Origin of the sequence: Sabulibacter ruber (assembly GCF_017355955.1) — a bacterium.
GTDB classification, from domain to species: Bacteria; Bacteroidota; Bacteroidia; order Cytophagales; family Hymenobacteraceae; genus Nibribacter; species Nibribacter ruber_A.
In genome coordinates, this window is record NZ_JAFFID010000003.1 from 131543 (window position 1) to 148338 (window position 16796).

The window sequence follows — 16796 nt, forward strand, 5'->3', positions numbered from 1 at the left end:
ACGGCTACTTTCAGGATACGCTTGGTTGCTTACTTTTCCAACCGGAAATTCTAAATAGACGCCTTTTTTAGTTTAAGCTAATTACATCACATCAGCCTCGTTCGTTTCCGGGCTATTTTGGGGAAATAACCCAGAAACGAAACGCTTCCACTTTACCAGTCTCTACAAACAAACCAACCTAAAAAAGAAACAGCTTAGCAGAAGTCCGAGGCCTATGAACACAATCATCATCAGGATGACAATCTGTTACAGTGTGATGTATAATATGATATGTCCATGCGCGACACCAGGTCAGGAGTTGCTGTCTCCGTCTGATTTGGCGTCATCGTTGTTGATTTTCTTTTTGCGCTTAGGCTGCTGTTTGGTAGTAACCTTCCCAAATTTGTAATTGGCACTCACCCGCACCTGCCGGGCATAGATGTACATGTTGCTCACCTGCTCTGCGGTAGGCGTTCTGAAGGTCGTTTTCTGTCTCAGGCGCTCGCTGAACGGATTCTCCACGCCCACGCTGATGCTGCCGTTCTTGTTCAGGATGTCTTTCTTCACTGCAAAGTTGAAGGTGGTAAAAGGATACATTTTGCCCTGAAGCGTTACGCGGGGAGAGTTGAACTGCCCGAAAGCCTGGGCACTGATGCCCTTGTTGAAAGTATAGGAGGCATTCAGGTTGGCATTGTACATGAAACTGCCGTTAGAGGCGTTCACCAGGGCAGATTCGCTTTCCAGATTCAGGTAGAAGGCATTCAGGTTGGCGCTCAGGTTCCCTTTCTTCAGGAACTTGGTACTCCCGAAAAGGCTCATCCCGTAACTGGCATTCCGGCCGATGTTCGCGAAGCGGGTGTAATTCACGCCTCCTTCGGTTGGTAAGGTGTACGCCTCAATGGAGTTGTTGGTCTGGCGCCAGAAGAACGTAGCGTTCACAGATACCCCGCTTTTGAAGAAGGTGCTGTAGCCAACTTCATAGGAGTTGGTGATCTCGGCCTGCAGATTAGGGTTCCCTACCTGGATGTTGAAAGTATCGGTGCGGTTCTCAAAGGGGTTCAGAAAAGACAACTGCGGCCGCTGAATGCGCTTGGTGTAGTTGAACTTAAGGGTCTGGTTGTTCTTTAACGCTCTGGAAATGGCCACGCTGGGGATAAAGTTGCCGTAGTCTTGCTTTACCGTGGTTCTGGTTGTGACAAAATCACCGTTCACGTGCGTGTATTCATAGCGGGAACCCACCTTGAAGTTATACTTCTTGTTCAGGCTGAACTCATAGGATGCATACGCCGCCCCTACATTCTGGTCGTAAGAAAACACATCGGTGCGGGACGGATCAGTCACAAAAGAGGCAGAGGCGGGCTTAGCTTCCAGAAACCGGAAATCACTTTCTACATAGCGCAGGATAGCTTTCGTTCCGACCTCCAGCAGGTGTTTGTTCTTGAACGGATGAGTGTAGTCTACCTGAAAAGTTTTCTCCTCATTGTAGGCATCGTTCAGGTTTTGCTCTTTGGAACCCAGTTGCTGATCGCGGTTATAGACATCGGCAAAGTTGTTGTTTTCGCGGTTGCTTCGGCTTAACAGGCCCAAAACGCTCAGCTCCTGCCCGGGCTTGGCAAACTGCTTGGTGAAATCCAGGTTGAGATCGTAGTTCAGGTTGTCAAACTCATTGCGGTTGTTGCGGGTATTGCCCCCAATCACGGCTCCCTCTAAGTATTGCGTGGAACGAAGGCTGGTTACGTAGGCAAATTCACCGCCCTGCATCCGGAAGCCAGCCGACAGACTGCTTTTCTTGGAAAGGTCATAGTCTACTCCCAGTTGCAGGAACTGAAACACTCCATTCCTTTTTCCATCCATGGTCTGGCTCAGCCGATCAATGCCGGGCACGCCGTTGTACACGGTCTCGCGGGTGCTCTCCGCGGGGTTGTTCCGCCAGTTCCGCCCGAAGGCCGTATTGAAACCCACTTTCCCTTTGCGGTAGTTCACGTTTGCGTTTGCCGTGCTGCTGCGCACGCCGTAAGAACCAGCCACCGTACCGTTCAGGCCCTGCAGGTTATTCTTTTTGGTAATGATGTTGATGATTCCGGCAGTACCTTCGGCATCGTACTTAGCCGAGGGACTGGTGATCACCTCCACGCTCTTGATCTGGTCTGAGGGGATTTGCCGGAGGGCATCAGCAATGCTGGACGCCATCATGGCAGAAGGTTTGTTGTTGATCAATACGCGTATGTTCCCGCTTCCCCGCAAAGCCACATTTCCTTCTAAATCTACGGTTAAGCCGGGTACTTTTTTAAGGACATCGCTGGCGTTGCCGCCTATGTTAGTGATGTCTTTTTCGGCGTTGTACACCAGGCGGTCTACTTTGTCTTCCACCAGCAGTTTATCGCCAACTACGGAGACCTCGCCTAACACCTTGGCATCTGTCTGCAGGGAGATGACGCCCACATTCACTTCTTCTTTGTTGCCCAGCGTGATGTTTTCCACCACCTTGTTCTGGTAGCCCAGAAAACTTACCAGAAGCTTGTACTGACCAGCGGCCACGCGCACCAAAGAGAACTTGCCTTTGTCATCAGACACGGTGCCGTCTATGGTTTTCCCGGTGGCCTGGTCAACCAGGGTAACGGTGGCAAACTCCACCGGTTTCTTCCCGGTCTCGTCCAGAATGACCCCGGCTATTTTCCCGTTTCCCTTAGGGGTAGGTTGTGCTGCCGGGACAACCGGTTTGTTTTGAGGGGCCGAAGCAACGGGTTTGTTTTGCGGAGTTTGGGCAATAGTGGGCTGCGCAGCCAGCACTCCGGCTACTGCAAAAAGTAATAGTTTTCTCATACGTTTAGATTTATGGGTTCATAAAAGAGTCATCAACCAGTAGCACTCCCATGCGGAAGCCTCTTCCTCTTCTTGGAATTGTATAAACCTCCAACAGAAAAGGCCACGGTGGTTTGTAATTGATAGGTCAAGGTTAGCCAGCATTTCGACCAAGCGAAATTAAATGTGATGAAAGCCGGGAAAAATGTGATAAACCAAGTCTAACAGGCATGCTGACCTATTGAATGTGGTTTGTAACTGGTAAAGTGTGTGATCAGGTGGTTGAAAAGCATACTTCTACTGAGCTCCAAATTTGCAGGTGCTGGTAAGACAGTATTCAGGTGGGTGCAGAAATGAGAATTGGGCAGAGAAAACGGAGAAGCATGGCTTCCTCAGCTTTCTGGTAAATGGTCAGGTTGTGTTAGGGGGCAACTCCTGATGGCCTTTTGGAATGGGTTTTCAGGTTTTAGTTCTAATGGTTGTAATTGGGATTAGCTTCTAGATTGACTGTTCCAATTTTGGCCTCTTTCACGCAAAAGGAGGCAAAATGGTTATTGAGGGGTAGTAAAGCACTCTTCCGGCTTTCTATCAGCAGCGTACTCTTTGGTTTTGTCTTCTTGTAAGGATCTTAGGGCCATTCATTTCAGTACGGATGAATTGCTTTACCCTAAAATCCTTACAAAACGACAACCCATTAGCAATTAGCTCAACAAGTGTGAACCTGTTATTATCCTACTTCAAGATTACAACCACGTGGGTATGTTAAACGAATGCTGATTCAAGCCTAAATTCCTGAAAACAGCACGAAAACAAGATAGCTGCTCCTATTCTTACTTCCTGTTCAAACTGGCGAGAGCAGTACCCGATAGGAATACCCTGGCGCTGTCAGAGAACTGGTAAGAAACAGCCGGTATCCTCACATTGTGCAGGTTCAAGGTACTGATGCTGTTCACCTGTAAGTCTGCCGCCTGTATCTTATTAGTGCCGCCAATACTCAGAACAGAAGTGCTACCGGGGGTGAGGCCCACCACAGCCGACAGTTTACCAACGGTGCTTCCTTCCAGATCTACCTGGGTGGCGTGGTCCTGGGTTACCTGCAGACTGTCTAGCTTAAACCCTTGTACCAGCACCTTGTTCCGCAGGTAGTCAAACGCCTTGTCGGTGATGGGATTGCCTTTGAAGGTATAGCTGCCATTGGCAGTTACGGAGGTGAGGGTTGGACAGGAAATCAGGACAGAATGGGAACCGTACAACTTCATGAAATCATCATTTTCGTTCACGGTCACAATCAATTTGTTTCCCTGCTGTTTGAACTGCAGGTACTCCTGCACTCTTTCGTGCGCCATTACCTTGTAGTCGCCCTGAACGATGTATACGGTCATTCTGCTGGCCCCATTCACTTCTACAGAGGTAAACCCAGCGAAATCTTTCTGCACAAAACTAAAATAAGGGTCTTTGTAGTGGCCGGTCTCATACTCAGCCTTCATGATAAAATTGAAGGCTGTTAAGGTGCAGAGGAAAAAGGCCAAGCCTGCCAGTACCAGAATATTACTCTTTTTCATGTTCTTCTAGTTAAGCGTGAAATGTTCTGACTTAAATTGTTCATACAGTTGCTGCAGTTCCTCCAGGGGGATGTCCAGCAGAATAACGTTGCGAAAGAATTCGGGCAGATCCTGCTGCAGAAAGCGTTCTTTCCGGTATTTCTTCACCTTGCCAACCCCATCTGGAGCTACAAAGAATCCTATTCCGCGCTTGTTGTAGATCACCTCCTGGTTCTGTAGGTATTCAAAGGTGCGCATGACTGTATTGGGGTTCACCTGCAGCTCCACCGCCAGTTCACGCACAGAAGGTATCTTGTCTTCCGGCAGCCATTTGCCCAGCAGTATATTCTCGCTCACGTAAGCGGCAATCTGCAGGTAAATGGCTTCATTGTTTCTAAATTCCATAGTCTGGTTTCTTTTGCCTACACTTCTTTCTCTCTCAGCCTAAAGTAGGCTGCTGCCCATATAAACAGGGCCGTTCCCACCAGCGCCAGTCTCATCAGGAACTCGTTGTCATGCGGAAACCTCACCTGGTATAACTCCTCTCCCCGCATGAAGTTGATGTTTTCAAACGGTCCCACATCTCCAATGTCTCCGTCAATAATCGTTTGCCATACCCCGGTATTCAGGAGCACTACCGCAAAAACCACCAGAATGAATAAGAAGGTAGTTTTAATAAAATGCCATTTTTCAAAGAAAATAGATCCCCAGAAGGCAATGGAGTGCAGGAAGAGGAACAACAACAGCGCTACTTCAGGTGCATCATCGGTCCCGAACAAAGCCATATATTCTATCTCTTTTCCTCCCCAATCATCCAGCGGCAGCACTATGAAGAGTACCAGGTAAAAGCAGGCAATGTACACCAGTTGAAAGAACACATAGGAATACAGCCAACCTACCAGGTACTTTTCAAAATGAGAGGCGGGTAGAGTGAGCGCGGCAATGGCTTTGCGTTTCTCTCCTAAATGGGCAAAGACGGTACTGGTGAAAATGGTACCCGTGGCCAACAGTAGCAAAATAAACATGATGGTTTGCTTACCGGCATCAAATGGCTGATTTTCTGAATAAATCAGGAACGTTATGAAAATGGCCATTATACCCATCAATACAGCCACTGACATGAGGTAATATTTATATTGTTCGGCGGTGTGTTTCTTAAACAACCACCAAAACCGTTTCAAGCTAAATTGCATTTTCCAGTTGGTTAGATTTTAACATATGTAATAGCAGCTGATTATCTGAGATGATGGCATTGAAAAATAGCTCCATGTCTACCCGGCTATAGATCCCATCATGGTTGGGCAAAATGGCGTGCTTGCCCTGATAAGATTCTTCTGCGTAGAGTACCTCATGGCCTTCGGTTGAAGACAAAGTGGTGAACAAAAGTTTTTCGGCGATTTTGTCCAGCTCCTGGTTCACGACCACTTCGCGGTTATGCAACACCACCAGCGTGTCAATTAAGCTTTCCAGATCCCGCACCTGGTGGGTGGAAATGATCATGCACCGTTCCTCTGTTAGAGCAGAGGCTATGATTTTCCTGAACTGCACTTTTGAGGGAATGTCAAGACCGTTGGTAGGCTCATCCATTACAATGAAATCGGTGTTGGAGGCCAACCCAAAGGCGATCATGAACTTTTTCTGTTGCCCGAAGGAAAGCTTGTCCAGGATTGCATGGCGGGGCACCTCAAACTCCGCCAGATACCCATAAAACTCCTGTTCATTGAATTTTGGGTAAAAACAGGCTGTATTGGCTACAAATTTAGCCGTGGAGAGCGAAGGCACATAGATTTCTTCTGGGATGAAGTACAGGTTCTCCAGCACCTTGGGCGAGCGCTTGGAAACATCGGCGCCGTCAATGGTGCAGGACCCGCTTCTAGGATAAGCCAACCCGATCATGTTCTTCAGCAGCGTAGATTTCCCGGCCCCGTTTTTTCCCAGCAGGCCGTAGATGTGCCCCCGGGACAGCGACAGCTCCAGGTTCTGGAACAACAGATTGCCCTTCTTGTACCCGAAACTTAAGTTGTTGATGTGTATCATAGCCTAGCTGTTTACTGTATTAGTTACATAGTACACTACAAATGTAGAAAGGGTTTTCACAAAAGCAATATCTCCGGTAAAATATTTTGAGTTTTTTTCAGGATGGGTAGCACGTTCCTGAGAAAACCGTCTCTAAACAGCTTACAAGGGCATTTTGAGGCAGGTCATCTGAACCTGTTTTCTTTCTGTTTTCAGTATTTTACCTCAGAAACGGGTAGCTTTTAGTGCCTTGAGGTACCGGCGGAGGTGTACCAGGTGTATGGTGCACCCCTTCTCTTATTCTTCGTACAAGAGCCTATGAACCCTTTAGAAGAAGATAAGATACCCGCCTTAGATAAGCTGACCTATGCAACAACCCAAACGGCAACCCTGGCCATGGGCTGCTTCTGGGGACCTGAAGGGTTGTTTGGGGCTACCGGCGGAGTGATCAGAACCCGGGTGGGCTTTGCCGGAGGAAGCACTGAGAACCCCACCTACCGCAACCTGGCCGACCACATTGAAACTGTTCAGTTGGAGTTTGATCCTAGCCAGATCACTTATGCCCAATTGCTGGAGCAATTTTTCAGGCATCATACCCCAACCAAAGAGCCCCGCAAGAGGCAATACACCTCGGCTATTTTCTACCATTCCCCAGAGCAGGAACAAGCCGCCAAAGAAGCGATAAGAACAGCCGAAGACCGCCTGCAGCAACCCATACAAACCGAACTGAAGCCTTACCAATCTTTTTACCTGGCCGAGGAACGGCACCAGAAATGGAAACTTAGGCGGGTACCCGCAGTTCTAGCCGAACTGCAAAAGATCTACCGTGACCCGGAGGCGTTCAATAATTCTACGGCGGTGGCCCGGGTGAATGGCTATTTAGGCGGTTACGGAGAGAAGAAAAGGTTCAAGGAAGAAATGGCCAGCCTGGGACTCTCCCACCCTATCCAGAATACGCTGCTGGCCTATTTTCTAGCGCAGGAAAGAACTGGTTGCGTTCTGTAGCAAGCCCTGCATGTTCAAATTGCTTTGTGGCTTATTTCCTGAAAAGGGGCTGAAAACGGAATAGTCTCGCTGGCGCGAGCGTCCCGCTCGTGTCCGCACGCATTGCAGAACGCTCTTTCTTGTTTTGTCATCCTGAAAGGATCTTGTGAACAAGCTAGAAGGCTTTAAAGAAACGCCTTTACCGTTCGCCCACAAGATCTTTCCAAGATGACATAGAGGAAGGAGAACTATCAGGAATGCATAGGGACACGAGCGGGACGCTCGCGCCAGCGGTAGACAGTTGTGCCTCCTAAAACTCTTAGGCTTCTTTTTGCAAACGGATGGAATCTGCGTTGATGCAGTACCGAACGTGGGTGGGAGTTCTTTCGTCCTGGAACAAGTGGCCCAGGTGCAAACCGCATTGGTGGCAGAGCAGCTGGATGCGCTCCCGGCCGTAGGTGTCCAGTAAGTGTTGCTGCACATTCTGCTCCAGGTGACCCCAAAAACTGGGAAAGCCGGTTTTAGAATCGAATTTCTGGGCCGAGGAAAACAAGGGGGTACCGCAGCGGCTGCAGAGGTACACGCCTTCGTCCTGGTTCTGCTGGTTTTTAGCCCAATCTATCCTTCGGTTCTGAAACATTTCCGGCCTCTTTTTTCCATTCCTGTACTAAAAAGTCATCGCCTTGGATGCGCACGCTGAAGATGCGGTCAAAGCCTTCGTCAAAAGACGGGAGCTGCAGCTTCTTGCGTACATCATACAAGGCGACGTCTTTTACTTTGTCTTTTCCTTCGCGGAGGTTATTGCGGGCCAGGGCATCGGGCAGGGAAGTCTGGAAAAAATACCCGATCACCTGGTATCTTCGCTCTTTGCACAAGGCAATGTACCGGGCCCGGTCTTCTCTTCTGGGGTTGGTATTGTCTACCACCAACTTGGCGCTGGTCTGCAGGCACACGTTCAGAAACTTCTGCTCCCGGTTACGGGTCCTGAGCAGATCAAGGCTGATGCGCACGTGGGAATTGAAGAAGTACTTCTTATAGAACGTAGACTTCCCAGACGCCTGCAAGCCCATGAAGAGAATAGCCTCCACCTGGCTGCCACTTAGGCGTTATCCTTGGCCGGCACAAAGGCCATAGAAATGGAATTCACACAGTGGCGGGTGTTTTTAGCGGTGAACCGCTCGCCCAGGAAAACGTGACCCAGGTGGCCACCGCAGTTGGAGCAGATGATCTCGGTCCGGCGACCATCGGCGTCTGGCACGCGGGTTACGGCTCCCGGTATTTCATCGTCAAAGCTAGGCCATCCGCAGTGCGACTCAAACTTGTCTTCAGAGCGGTACAAAGGGGCATTGCAGCGGCGGCACACATAGGTACCGGCCTCTTTGTTGGTGTACAGCTTGCCGGTAAAGGGGCGCTCGGTGCCTTTGTGCAGAATCACGTATTCTTCCTCTGGGGTGAGGTCGTTATATTTTTTCTCTTGGTTTTCCATGTTGCTTTTGAGGTTTAAGACAGGTATAGTACTGGCTTTTGGCCAGTCTCGTTACTGTAGGGTTAACAGGGCAAAGGTAAAGAGAATTCCGCCACGCTGTTTTGGCGGTATTTTAGGGGAAACTGCCCTAAAACAGCAAACGCCCCTCCCTTGAGAAGTGGCGCTCAGCAGTATTCTTTTATCCTCGCTTACCTGGATACATGATAGGCCAGTACCTTCTGCACATCATACACGTTCACGGCCCGGCTGAATTTCTTCCTGATGCTGGGTTCTACCTCGCTGGAAATCCAGATCTTTAGTTCGGCGTCCAGGTCAAAAGTTCCCGAGGTTTCCACGCTGAACCGGGAGATGCTTCGGTAAGAGATAGAAAGGTATTCCACTTTGTTGCCCGTGAAGCCTTGGCGGTCTATGAGGATGAGCCGTTTGGTGGTGAAGATGAAGGTGTCCCGCATCAGTTTGAAGCCCAGTTCTATTTCTTCCCCATCGGTGAGGAGTTTGCCAAATTCCCGAAGCAATTCTTCCTGGCTAACGGCTCCGGCGTTTCCAAGAATGGCAGAAAAGAATCCCATATGCTGTTTGGTTAGAGGGTTGATTTTTTCTTTTATCGCGTGCTACGCTGTAACCGGTTACCGCACTCCCTTTCCTCTTCTGCCTGAACCTTGAGAGAAATGTACAAAAAAGCCCTCAGGAATACAATTCTAAGGGCTTTTTAGCCGCATCCGTGGAAGCACAAAAATCTGCGGAATCCAAGCTTACCGCTGCTTTCAAACCTTGCGGAACGGCCTAGTACCGCAAAGTTGCTAGAAGCCGTTAATTTCCCGGCCCTTTCAACAGGTCCGTTAGTCACACAAAAATGAGACAGGGCTGCCTCAGAACTCAAATCAGCCCTGTCTCATTTACAAGAATCGTAGTTCTCCAACTCACGGATCAATCATCATCATTTTCTCTACCAGGACGCTGATTTTGGACGCGTTCGTGTTGAGCTTGATCCAGTGGTGATTTTTGTCTGGGTGGTTGCGCGACGGATATTTCCAGGAGACGTTGCCGCCCGAGTTGGACCTCAGCTGTCCACTGGTCACGGAAGTCAGCTTGCCGTCCCAGAGGCCCCGCACCGCAATCAGCACGCCCATTTGGTCCCAACTTGGCCGGAAATCGGGGCCATCGTAACGGTTCTTAGCTATTTCATAAGCCTTGCGCACGGGATTGGAGTTAGACTTGGCGCCCAGGAGGCGATTTCCTGTCTTTATCCTGTCCCCTACTTGGTTGGGCACAAACCAAGCTTCCACCGGCCAGTTATTGATGACCCGTTGGGTGCTGGCTGCCGTCATCTTGAAGTTAAAAGAAGTTCCGGAAGAGCCGTCTTCGTTGATACGGCCGCCCGCAACAACCAGCCTCTTCACTTTGCGCCGGATCAAGTCCATTCCGCCCGACGATAACATCAGGTTATCAATGTTGCGGAGCGGCCCGAGGGTGGCGATCACGACGCTGTTATCTGGCTGTTGGGACAGAATCTGATGATAGAGAGTCGTCGCATTGGGTGCGTTGACGAGATCGTGGGGGTAGTTGGCGGAGATTTGGCTGTACCAGCCGCCCGTGGGGAGAAGGGTATTATCCTGTAGAGTCCCGATTGGGATATTCGGGTGTCCGAAGTAAGTATTGATGGCATCGGCGGCAGGGGCGCTATACGGATAAGAAACCGTGACCATCATCGCGAGGACATTTACCTCGCCGGACCTGATCAGGCTGTGCAGGACAGCCAGGGCCCCTGCATCATCTGAGTCGTTGAAGATATCAAGGTCCAGAATCAGGTTCACTTTGCCGGTCTGCGGCGGCGGATCATTGCTTGCTTTTTTGAATTCAAAGAAATCTACATCAAAGTATTCAGACTGCGTCTGGAACCGCAGCAAATGTTTGCCCGCGCTCAGTTTCACGCGCTTGGCGGCGGTGAGGGAGTAACGTTGATAGCTGTTCCGGTTAGGGACCTCAATATTCCCCATCAGGTTGACACCGTCAATGAGCATCTGGAAGCTCTTGCCGGAAGCGGTGGTTGCCACGGATGCCGTGAAATCATACTCGCCAGCGGCCTTGACCCTGACCGTGTATTCCAGCCACTCGCCGCTTCGGATGGCGCTGATGTGACAGCCCGAGGTATGTACGTTACGGGCAATGTCCACGTCCTCGCTCGTTCGGTAAGCCTGGTCACGGTTTCCGGGGGTTGTATCATAGTAAGCGATTTTCCTGCCGCCGCGGTCAAAGTTCTCGCCTTCTACGCGGGCCGGAAGCTCAAGTGGTGCACCGAAGTAGGGTCTCTGGTGAGCCTCAGCGGTGAACGAAAGAGTGCTGAGAGCCAGGAGGCTCAATGAAAGAAGTGGCTTGAGTTTTGTCATAGTTCCTGTGAGGATGAGCCGTTTGGTGGTGAAAATAAACGTGTCCCGGAACAGTCTGAAAGCTAATTCCATTCCTTCCCCTCGCCAGTGAGGAGCTTTCCGTGTTTCCTAAGGAATTCTTCCTGGCTAACGGCACCCGCGCTCACCAGAATGACTTAAAAGAATCCTAGGAGTTTCTTGAATTAAGGCTAATTAATCTTTTACGCAGAAAAACCTGCAACAGGTTTACTCTATGGCATCCTGAAATCCTAATCTGTATGGAATCTCCACAAAAAAGCCCCCAGGGCTACACTCCTGAGGGCTCTTCAATCAGATCTGCTGAACTCTATTTTACTTCTACAGAAGCTTCAAAAGGAGAAGCGGGCAGCTTCTCCTTGTTGTACAGGTTGGCTCCTTCGGGGTTATCGGCCCAGGCATAGCGCACCGTTACCGGATTCTTGATTTCCTCGTTCCAAACTTCCACGGTGTTGCCTTTGATCACGGCATTGGCCCACACAAACTTTTTGTCTGGTCCGGCAATTGCAAAATACTGCAGGTCTTTGTTCCCCAAAGCCATTAAGCCGCTGCCGGTATCTGAGAAAGTCAGAACGAGTTTGTTTCCATCCTTTTTCACGGATTGCAGCATTGGCCCAGAGGCTACTACCTTCTTGTCTCCGTAAGCTACTCTCATGGCCTGCAAAGCCAGGCGTTTGCCTACATCTTGTTTGTTCAAAGGGTGAATATCATTCCACTCACCCAGGTCAATGGCTACGGCCAAAGCGGTGTTGGGTACTGAAAGGGTGTTCAATTGTGCCTGTCTGGTGGCGGCCCAGTTACTTTCTACCGGTGTTTTGGTGGTTTCCATGAAATTAGCCAATTGCACCAAAATGAACGGGAGATTGGCCTGGTTCCACTTGGCGCGCCAGTCCTGAATAAGGGTTGGCATCAGGCGCCCGTACTCGGTTGGGTTGCCCGTATTTGATTCGCCCTGGTACCAAAGCACCCCTTTGAAAGTATAGTTAGTCAAGGGAGCAATCATGGCGTTGAACAAGCCGGTTGGTTTCCAGCGTACAGGAGGTTGCCCCGAAAGAGGAGCCATGGTAGCCCCCAATTTGTATTTCCACGGTCCGGTTAAGTCAAGCGAATCCTGGCCCAGCACCAGTTTATAGGGCTTATCGGTCACGAAACCTCCCCTCCCCGACTGATTGATGACTCTTACCGAGATCACGTTTTTGCCTTCTTTCAGCACCGAGGCGGGTACGTTGTAAATACGGGGTGGGTACTGGTAACTGGTGGTTCCCACAAATACGCCGTTGATGAAAACAGAGTCAGCATCCACAATTCTTCCCAGCAGCAGCCTGGCCGGGCTTCCGGCGGCAGTCCTGGGCAACTCCACTTCTTTCCGGAACCAAACCGAGCCGTTGACCCTGCCTAATTCGGTATCGGCCCAGTAACCGGGCACGTTCATTTGTTTCCAGGAGGCATCGTTCAAGGCGGGGTTCTTCCACTGGCCTTTCAGACCTTCATCGGTGCGGTTCAGTTGGGCATGCCATTCCTGGTTCGCTTTGCGGTCAGCGGCCTCTATCTGAGAGATCACCGAGCTGTCTTTGAAGCGCTGGGCTTCGGCATAATGGGTAGGGAAACTTATGAGGGCTTCTTCGCTGATCCATGCCTCGGCCGGAGAACCACCCAACGCCGAATTGATCAACCCCATCGGCACCTTGTACTTATCATACAATTCAGTGGCAAAGAAGTAACCCACCGCGGAGAACTTCAGGATGTTCTCTTGGTCGGCTTTGATCCACTGACCGCCGCTGAGATCTTCTTTGGGTTGCTTGAACTCAAACTGGTCTGGCACCTCAAACTGCCTGATGTTGGGGTTATTGGCTTTTGTGACAACGTTGGCATAACGGTCTTTAACCCGGGCCATGGTGAGTTCCATGTTAGATTGCCCGCTGCACAGCCACACATCCCCAAACAAAATATCTTTTACGGTGATGTTGTTGCTGGCCACAAACTTCATTTCAAAGGGCCCTCCTGCCGGTTGGGCAGGCAAAGTGATCTGCCACTTGCCGTCTTTATCTGCGGTGGCGCTGTAGGTCTTTTTATTGAAGGCCAGGGTGACTTTCTCCTGCGGAGCGGCCCAGCCCCAGACCTTGGTTTTGGCATCCCGCTGCAACACCATCCCGTCGCTGATCAGGCGCGGTAACTTGATTTGGCTATAGCCAAAAGTGGAGGCAGACAGGAAAGCTGATAAAAGTAGTGCCTTTAGCTTATTCATTTAAAAGGAAGTTGTTAGGTTAGTTTTGGCGTTACGTAGGTTCTAATCACCCTAAGATAAGGTTTTTTTGCTCTTATTTATGCGTGATAGGGATCCATAACTCCTCTTCTGAGGCCGGATCTTCGTTTCTGTACTTCTCTCCCATAAGCGCGAAATGCGGCCGATTGTCCAGGTTGTAGGCAGAATCTGGAATCCAGGTGCCGTAGATGTACTGGTAAGTACTGACACCGTCGCTGGCTTTGCCTTTGTAGGTGAAGACCGCATACAGCCCTTCCGGAATCACCAGAGTCTCCATCTCTGCCGGCACAGAATCAAAATTTGTCACCTGCACGGCTGCCCATTTCTCAAACTCCCCGGCGGGGTTGAAGTTTCTGAAGAACTCAGGAGAAGGGTAAACTTCCACTGAATACAGCTCAGAGCCTACGCTGTTTTTAATCTCCTTAAGCCTGGGCATAAAACTTTGCCACAAAGCCTGGGTCTGGTTTGCCATAAAAGACATGGTGGTTCGTTTGCCAACTAGTCTTGTCTGGGGAAGTGTTTCTATTCTAGGCTGTAAATCCATTGGAGGTGACTGGTTCTTTTCGCTAAGGTAATCACCTGCAGGAGTTGTGCCAATCTTTCAGTCAGCTGAGCTACTTCTAAAAAGAGGTGGTAAAGACCAACCAGCCGCTTATTTTCAATGAACACCAACCTGCGTGGTTGGATAGTTTAGCTGCTTCTGTTTTTCACCTGAACCAAAGAAACCAGTGCAAAAACACCGGACAAATTCCATAAAAAAAGCTTGCACCAGGCAAGCTTCTCTTTTGGGGTATCTTACTATTTTCTCTGTTCCTGCAGAGTTAAGCGGGTTGGTTGGGTAAGGCCGGTTTATAGCTCCTGAAAAGCAGGTACCCCACCGTCAGGAAAAACAAAACTGCCAGACCAATGGGTGCCTCCTGCTGGGCGTACCAAACGTTGCTGCTCTCAATTACGGGGCTGATAAGCGGCGTTACAACTTTGGCGAACAGCAAAAACAAGCCAAAAGCTAGCACTGGTGAAAGAATAATGGCAACTACCTTAATGAGAACGGCACGGTGCAAACTCAGCCGATGCCCTATTCCGGTGGAGCCTACCGCCAGCAGTATAAGTCCTACCTTCATCAATAAAGCGGCGGCACCGGTATCAATGATTCTACCGTTGGTGGAGATAATAACCCCTAATTTCAGGATCCAGGCCAAGGCTCCGCCAATCAACAGTAAACCGGCCACCTTCGTCCATTTTGAGAATAGTAAGTTCAAGTGCATATTCTTTCTTTTTATTGATTAGTGACTGATAAAAATCATAGGAGGCAATATCCTCTTAGAAGTTTCGGCAACTGATTCACCTGATAGAATTGCTTACTACAAAGTGAATACAATTGCCTGAGCAATGTTTATCCGTGAAAGCGAACTTGTGATCTGGGAAATATGGCTGAATGCAGTAAGCTTTAGCACAGGAAAGCTCTCGCCAGTTCTGCCTCATTATCAGGAAGACAGCTCAGAAACAGTTTACCACTACTGCACTATGGCAGTAATTCAATCAGCGATTGTTTTTTGGCTGTTTTCCAAAAAGAAGGGTTAAAATGCAAACAATAGCAGATACTTTGGGGCTCTTACTTCACCAAAGTCATTAATGGGGTCGGATGGTCACCGCACTGAATAGCCGTACTTGAAGGATTATTGTCTTAGAGGGATTAAAACCTGCCCTGAGTTCTCTCACCGACTATGTACTTAAACGTTGCGAAAGCGGAGAAGGATTACTTTCTGAAGTTATGGTTCAGGTGACCAGAGGAGCGTGTCTTTTTGAAATACCTATCCTTAAATTTTGGCAGGTGAACCTTCACACCAAACTGCAGGAATTTACTGGTTTGATGTACTCTATCTGAGTTATTCTAAACGGCAACCAAATTAATTGAATGATCTGCTGCAGACCAGTTTAAGTCTTATTATTTGAAAACGAAGCAAAAAATGAGCTTCAGAAAAACGTATTCCCTCACCTTGAAGTGAAGTGTTGTCTTGCCTGTCTTTCACTCACAATAGTTCCTATCCCTAAGGTTAAAGTAAAATAATAAGTGTACCTAATGGCAGGTGAATCACCAAGGGTAGTTTGATTATTATTCATGTTCCATCTCACTTTTTCAAGGGGAAGCAAATAACCAATTCTACAGTTTACCAGGTAAAAGGATTGATGCGATACTCCAAATCCCAGATCCAGGTGGCCTCTTGAGTTTGTGATTTCCTTATACCGAAGATCCGTCTCCAGATATTGCTCCATTGAGGTTTCATCCGGTAGCTTCTCCCGGTACAGATAATTCAGACCACTGCCTTTAAACCCTACATAAGGGTAAATGGAATGTGAAGCGTTTTTGGTTAGGTCATACCCTACGTTAAACGAAGTAGAGCGGTATTCCACTTCCGTCAGGTAGGTGTCTTTATCGCTCTTCCTGGTGGTTTTGTTGAAAGAAAAGGTGGTAATAAACCGATTGATGAAAAGCTGAAGCCCTATCCCGATAGCCGCCGCCGGGTGGTTTGCAGAGGGTAAGCCATATGCGTTGAGTTCTTTGTTAAGCTTGGTTTTATTTATAACCGGAAACTCCAGCGGCATGATCAGAAACCCACCGACAACCTGGTTTTTGGTGGAATCTGTCTGGGCCTGGGTTCTTACTACAAAAACAACTACAGAAAATAGAATTAAGATTAGTTTCCTTTTATATCTTTTCATCAGTTCACATCTGGTATAAACACAGGAGAGACTTATCTAACACGGTGTTTATACAGGTTGAGGGTTCCTTTTTATAAATATACTTCTGGTATTACAGTGAATGTGTTGGGGAATAATATGCGCTCTTTGCTGGAATTGTTGATCTTTTTAATCAAATCTGGAAGAAGATAAGTAGCCCTAAGGGTGGTTTCATTGGCAAGTTCTAATACCAGAAAGGGTTGGCCCCTGTATTTCTTCTTTACTTTTCTTATGGCTTTCACTACTTCAAAGTCCTTGTATTTACTATCAATTATTTCATACCAATAGAGTATAAGCCTGCCATTTTCAATTTTATAGGGAAAATATAGCCAACACTCAGAAGAGTAGGAAACCGAAAGAGTATCTTTCAGATTTGGATTGAAATGCAGGGCTAGGGAGGCGCTATTGCCTTTTATTTCAACCCAGGTATTCTGTTTAGAATCTCTCACTACCTGCTCAATTGAGGTAAAAGCCACTTTGCTTGAATCTTGTTCCAGTGGAGCTTGGCGTTCAGATAACAAGATTTTAGAAGTTGCAGCAATAGACATCTGGTTACCGTAGAGACAGGTGACTGTGGCAACCAA

General features: G+C 48.7%; 16 protein-coding genes. 1 reads left to right on the forward strand and 15 read right to left on the reverse strand.

Going from position 1 to position 16796, the window contains the following annotated elements; genetic code table 11:
* Nucleotides 1–291 precede the first annotated feature (291 nt).
* From JT719_RS16325 to JT719_RS16345, 5 genes are all read right to left on the reverse strand, one after another.
* Entirely contained in the window at nucleotides 292–2802 is a 2511-nt protein-coding gene (locus tag JT719_RS16325) for a TonB-dependent receptor (protein ID WP_207434419.1), read from the reverse strand.
* 809 nt (nucleotides 2803–3611) lie between these two features.
* Nucleotides 3612–4343 (reverse strand): head GIN domain-containing protein, encoded by a 732-nt coding sequence (locus tag JT719_RS16330; RefSeq protein ID WP_207434420.1) that lies wholly within the window; start codon nucleotides 4341–4343, stop codon nucleotides 3612–3614.
* Nucleotides 4344–4349: 6 nt separating this feature from the next.
* Nucleotides 4350–4727 (reverse strand): GntR family transcriptional regulator, encoded by a 378-nt coding sequence (locus JT719_RS16335; protein WP_207434421.1) that lies wholly within the window; start codon nucleotides 4725–4727, stop codon nucleotides 4350–4352.
* Nucleotides 4728–4744: 17 nt separating this feature from the next.
* Nucleotides 4745–5515: a hypothetical protein gene (locus JT719_RS16340; RefSeq protein ID WP_207434422.1), complete on the reverse strand. Its 771-nt coding sequence runs from the start codon at nucleotides 5513–5515 to the stop codon at nucleotides 4745–4747.
* Nucleotides 5505–6359 carry an ABC transporter ATP-binding protein gene (locus JT719_RS16345; protein ID WP_207434423.1) on the reverse strand — a complete coding sequence of 285 codons (855 nt, stop codon included), beginning with the start codon at nucleotides 6357–6359 and terminating at the stop codon, nucleotides 5505–5507. Before JT719_RS16345 ends, JT719_RS16340 begins: the two co-directional genes overlap by 11 nt.
* Before the next feature lie 297 nt (nucleotides 6360–6656).
* On the opposite strand from JT719_RS16345, the gene msrA reads away from it, so the two are divergent.
* The gene (gene msrA / locus JT719_RS16350) at nucleotides 6657–7343 is read left to right on the forward strand and encodes a peptide-methionine (S)-S-oxide reductase MsrA (protein WP_207434424.1); all 687 of its coding nucleotides are present in this window, start codon (nucleotides 6657–6659) and stop codon (nucleotides 7341–7343) included.
* Nucleotides 7344–7641: 298 nt separating this feature from the next.
* On the opposite strand, the gene JT719_RS16355 is transcribed toward msrA, so the two are convergent.
* From JT719_RS16355 to JT719_RS16400, 10 genes are all read right to left on the reverse strand, one after another.
* On the reverse strand, nucleotides 7642–7962 hold the full coding sequence (locus JT719_RS16355; protein ID WP_207434425.1) for a peptide-methionine (R)-S-oxide reductase: 321 nt from the start codon (nucleotides 7960–7962) through the stop codon (nucleotides 7642–7644).
* Nucleotides 7931–8410: an AAA family ATPase gene (locus JT719_RS16360; RefSeq protein WP_207434426.1), complete on the reverse strand. Its 480-nt coding sequence runs from the start codon at nucleotides 8408–8410 to the stop codon at nucleotides 7931–7933. The genes JT719_RS16355 and JT719_RS16360 overlap by 32 nt, the downstream gene beginning before the upstream one ends.
* A gap of 11 nt (nucleotides 8411–8421) precedes the next feature.
* Nucleotides 8422–8808 (reverse strand): methionine-R-sulfoxide reductase, encoded by a 387-nt coding sequence (locus tag JT719_RS16365; protein WP_207434427.1) that lies wholly within the window; start codon nucleotides 8806–8808, stop codon nucleotides 8422–8424.
* 188 nt (nucleotides 8809–8996) lie between these two features.
* Entirely contained in the window at nucleotides 8997–9377 is a 381-nt protein-coding gene (locus JT719_RS16370; RefSeq protein WP_207434429.1) for a PH domain-containing protein, read from the reverse strand.
* Between the two features lie 351 nt (nucleotides 9378–9728).
* A complete protein-coding gene (locus JT719_RS16375) occupies nucleotides 9729–11267 on the reverse strand; it encodes a carbohydrate-binding protein (protein WP_207434430.1) in 1539 nt (512 codons plus the stop codon).
* Nucleotides 11268–11520: 253 nt separating this feature from the next.
* Complete coding sequence (locus JT719_RS16380; protein WP_207434431.1) at nucleotides 11521–13455, reverse strand: sialate O-acetylesterase; 1935 nt, start codon at nucleotides 13453–13455, stop codon at nucleotides 11521–11523.
* Between the two features lie 73 nt (nucleotides 13456–13528).
* Nucleotides 13529–14017, reverse strand: coding sequence for a GyrI-like domain-containing protein (locus JT719_RS16385; RefSeq protein ID WP_207434432.1), 489 nt, complete (start codon nucleotides 14015–14017; stop codon nucleotides 13529–13531).
* A gap of 277 nt (nucleotides 14018–14294) precedes the next feature.
* The gene (locus JT719_RS16390; RefSeq protein ID WP_207434433.1) at nucleotides 14295–14738 is read right to left on the reverse strand and encodes a hypothetical protein; all 444 of its coding nucleotides are present in this window, start codon (nucleotides 14736–14738) and stop codon (nucleotides 14295–14297) included.
* A gap of 727 nt (nucleotides 14739–15465) precedes the next feature.
* Nucleotides 15466–16194 carry a hypothetical protein gene (locus JT719_RS16395; protein ID WP_207434434.1) on the reverse strand — a complete coding sequence of 243 codons (729 nt, stop codon included), beginning with the start codon at nucleotides 16192–16194 and terminating at the stop codon, nucleotides 15466–15468.
* 71 nt (nucleotides 16195–16265) lie between these two features.
* Entirely contained in the window at nucleotides 16266–16760 is a 495-nt protein-coding gene (locus JT719_RS16400; protein WP_207434435.1) for a hypothetical protein, read from the reverse strand.
* Nucleotides 16761–16796: the final 36 nt, after the last annotated feature.